The 3,854-nt window shown below is 50.1% G+C and carries 4 protein-coding genes and 1 pseudogene; all 5 read right to left on the bottom strand.

Annotated elements, in window-relative coordinates:
- Positions 1 to 19: 19 nt before the first annotated feature.
- Positions 20 to 925, bottom strand: coding sequence for a CoB--CoM heterodisulfide reductase subunit B (gene hdrB / locus METPAY_RS00430; RefSeq protein WP_048148159.1), 906 nt, complete (start codon positions 923 to 925; stop codon positions 20 to 22).
- 2 nt (positions 926 to 927) lie between these two features.
- The gene (hdrC, locus tag METPAY_RS00425) at positions 928 to 1,512 is read right to left on the bottom strand and encodes a CoB--CoM heterodisulfide reductase subunit C (RefSeq protein ID WP_048148157.1); all 585 of its coding nucleotides are present in this window, start codon (positions 1,510 to 1,512) and stop codon (positions 928 to 930) included.
- Positions 1,513 to 1,525: 13 nt separating this feature from the next.
- Positions 1,526 to 2,686, bottom strand: coding sequence for a 4Fe-4S binding protein (locus METPAY_RS00420; RefSeq protein ID WP_048148155.1), 1,161 nt, complete (start codon positions 2,684 to 2,686; stop codon positions 1,526 to 1,528).
- Positions 2,687 to 2,894: 208 nt separating this feature from the next.
- A pseudogene (locus METPAY_RS15385) lies at positions 2,895 to 3,128 on the bottom strand (4Fe-4S binding protein); the annotation flags it as partial.
- Positions 3,129 to 3,681: 553 nt separating this feature from the next.
- Positions 3,682 to 3,854: hydrogenase iron-sulfur subunit (locus METPAY_RS00410; RefSeq protein WP_048148153.1), on the bottom strand; the 173-nt coding region annotated here is incomplete at its 5' end.

Below are 3,854 nucleotides of genomic sequence, written 5' to 3'. Positions count from 1 at the left end.
AGACATTTCTTTAGCCTCCTTACAGTATCTTCTCCAGGAATGGTGTGCAGTCGATTGCATGAAGATCAAGTGCAAGCTCCTGGGGCGTCATGCCCTGGGCAAGTCCCAAAAGCTCGTTGTAGTGAAGGACAGGGAGGTTGTACTCCTGGCCGAAATTCTGCTGGATCTCGATCTGACCGCGGTCATACTGAAGCTGGCAGAACGGGCACACTTCGGTAAGTGCGTCGGCACCTGCTTCACGGATATTGATCATCTTCTCGTTGGTGATATCGAGAGAGTGAAGAATGTCGTAGCCTCTTACGCCGCCGCCGGCACCGCAGCACTGCATCTTGTTTCTGTACTGGACGGGTTCGGCACCGAGTGCGGCGACGAGTTCATCGATCCACATGGGGTTCTCGGTGTCGCCGAAGTGACGGTCCTTCTGCGGCTTCATTAAGTGACAGCCGTAATGGACGGCGATCTTGGTGCCACGCAGGGGACGGGTGACGCTGTCGGCGACCTTCTTTAGACCGCAGATCTTCTCGTCGTAGTAAAGTTCGGCAAGATGCCAGACGTCGATCGAGCCCTTGTATTCCATGTCGATCTCGGCTAAAACCTCGTTGACGCCGTCGCGAAGCTCGTCGTTGTGCTTCAGCTTGTGGTTGACCTCCCAGATGGACTTGTAACAGCCGTTGCAGAGAAGAGCAATGTCTTTCTTCATCTCTTCGGCAAGGCACAGGTTCCTTGCGGCCATCGCATACCACACGTTGAGGTTGATGGCGCCGAAGGCACCGGGTGCGGGACAGCAGCTTGCTCCTTTGAGAGGAAGAAGTTCTATCCCGAGTTTTGCACTGGTCCTGATTGCAGATGCCTCGCAGCCGGGGTAACGGTTAGGGGCGACGCAGCCGAGGAAGAATGCGTAGGAATATTCGAAGTCTTTTGACATCTTTAATTACCTCCTTCCGAAAGGATACGGTCGGCGTTCTCCTTGAGTTTGTAGTGGTCGATGATCTTTTGGATGCCTTCAATGTACTCGGGATATGAATGCGTGGTCGGAGGGTCACGGGGAAGGCCGAGCTTCTCCCGGGCCGCACGGTTGACGTCGTTGTTCGGGACACCGTGACCGGTCGTATAGATCAGGTTCACGGTCTGGAGGAAGTTCCTCGGGACGATGTCGATCTCGAATGCAAGGTTCCTCATGGCCATGATGACGTCGGTCGGGAACAGGTCGCGGGGACAGCGGTCCGAACATGAGTAGCACGTCGTGCAGAGCCAGAGATCCGGATCGGTCAATGCCTCGTCCTCGAGACCGAGGACGGCTCTCCTCATGAACAGGCGAATCCTGTAAGAACTCCTGGGCGCTGAAGGACACGAGCCGGTACATGTTCCGCACTGGTAACACATGTGCGACATTGTACCGCTGATCTTCTCCACACGCTTGCTGAAGTCCTTGTGCGAATCGGAGGTATAGTAGTTCCTGTCCGCAAGTCTCTTCTCGAGGTCAGGGTTTCCATAATTTTTCTCTACTGCCATTTTATTTCTCACCTCATTCTGCGGTCTTCAGCTCAACTTTACCAAAGTCGCCTTCCTTGACCTTGGAGGTTCTCGGCCGAAGCAGCTTCTCCTTGATTGTATTAAAGAGGTCAGTCTCCTTGCCCTTCATGCGAATACCCGTACGCTTGAGAACGATGATGTCCTCGCCGGGGCAGGCATTGACACATGCACCGCAGAGGATACAGAGATCCTTGTTGACTGCGATGTTCGGCTCGATCTGGCCGTGCATCTCCGCCGGGGGCTTGGGTGTCGGGAGGTAGATCGCGTTGGCCGGGCATATCTCGACGCATGTCGAACATCCGCCGGGGCACTTCTCAGCGTGGAACTCGATATCTCCCTCGAAGAACTTCTCGACAGTAATCGCTTCGGTCGGACAGTTTGTAGCACACCAGCGGCATGTACAGCACTCGTCTTTATCGATCTCGACCTTGCCGATCTTCTTCTTCTTGATCTCTCCGTCTTTCTTGACTTCTATTGCATCGGACGGGCAGATGTCGGCACAGACACCACATCCGTCGCAAAGCTCTTCCGTCCACTTAACCTCTCCCTCTACTGAGCCGGTTTCAGCTGAAAACGGTTTCTTCACGACGTCGATTGCCGCACATACATCTCCGCACAGTCCGCAGATCGTACACTTCTCCGCATCGCAGTCGAAGGTGATCTCGGCGTCAATCGCCTCTCCCTTCTTAAGACCAAGCCAGTCAGTGCCTTCAAATGAAGGAACATCGCGGATGATTGCATCGCGGGGGCACACGTCTTCACAAGTCGTACATTCGACACACTTCTCAGCGTCGATCTCCATGACCTTGTCATATGTCGGGAATCCTTCCCTCTCGACGATCGGGAGGCTGTCTTCACCGTCAACCTGCAGGTTCATCGCATTGAACGGGCACATTACGACACATACACCACAGTACGAGCACTTTGTCTCGTCTACCTGGATTGGTGAACCGTAATCAATGGCCCCTCTGCGGAATGCACCGACAGGTCCGAGGCTGATCGCGTCTTCAGGACAGGATTCTACACAGATACCGCAGCCAGTACACTTCTCGTTGTCCTGTATGAGGTTGTTTACCTGCTTCAAGAGCTTCTGCTCATAAATAGAATAGTATCCGTCCTGTTTCCGGGAGTATTTTGGAAAAAGCGTATTCATAATTTAACACTCCTAAAATTGTAGCCCGGGATTACTCCTTTGCTCCGGAACGGGCAAGTTCTTTTCTAAGTTCCCAGAACTCAGGAAACTTCTTGAGTTTTGCCTTTCTTTCCTCAAGGGCTTCATACTCCTCTTCGTAGTCCCTGATCTCCTCAAGTCCTTCCATAAGAGGATATGTGAACCTATCCTCGTTTTTAAGGGTGTCAAAGCGCCCTTTCAGGGTGATAACATCGTATGGACATGCCTCGATGCATATACCGCAGCCGGCACAGAGCTCGCTGTTAGCGTCAAGGACGATCGCCTTGCCGCCGATAACCTTGTAGATCTTGTCAGTAGTGACAGGGTCTACAGTTGAAAGCTCAAGTGCATCAACCGGGCATGCAACCACACAATTGTTACAACCTGTACAATTATTCATGTTTACATGAACTGCAAATGCCATTATATCACGCACCGCTATATCGATCTGAATCGATCGTTAAAAGTTGGAAAAAAAAATAGATAAATGTTCTGAAGTTGCAAAACGCCCAAAACTTTAAAAATCGGCCGAAATATAGCTCTTTCGATTAACAAACAATGAAAGTAAATTATGTTAGCTTGATGAGATCTATGTTTTGCAATGCGGCGAAAAAAACGGATAGAAACCGTTATATTTAACTTCGTTATCGAATCCTGCTTTTTTTCCGAAATGCGTAGCAGTATTGTTATTCAAATCGCCCATAGTGCCATAAAAACCTTCCAATTAAAATGATATTTTTTTTGGCAAACCGAAAAAGATTAGCAAAAACGGATTCAGCCTATGTTTGCTTAACATGTTGAATATTATAGAGACGAGTTTAACAGGTTTTCAGCACTTATTTCCGGGCTGCCGCACAACCCCCCGCACGCCCCGTACGGCACAATAAATCAGTTCAATATTAATGAAAGATCATAAGAGTTGAAATTTCAAAAGAAATTTAAAAAAATCGGATTTTGTGTCAGGTTAACCCTGCAATTTATCTCTTCAGGGGGCTCGGGCCCAGTTCTTTAACCGTCTTAACGACATCTTCCATGACCATACCCCATTTTGCACCTTCCGATGCGGATACGAATGTCATACGGATCCTGTTGTCGTCGAGACCGATGTTCTTGAGCACGTTCTTGATAAGGAACATACGCTTTGCGCATT

Origin of the sequence: Methanolacinia paynteri (genome assembly GCF_000784355.1) — an archaeon.
In the GTDB taxonomy this organism is placed as follows: domain Archaea; phylum Halobacteriota; class Methanomicrobia; order Methanomicrobiales; family Methanomicrobiaceae; genus Methanolacinia; species Methanolacinia paynteri.
This window is presented reverse-complemented; position numbering and strand designations above follow the sequence as displayed.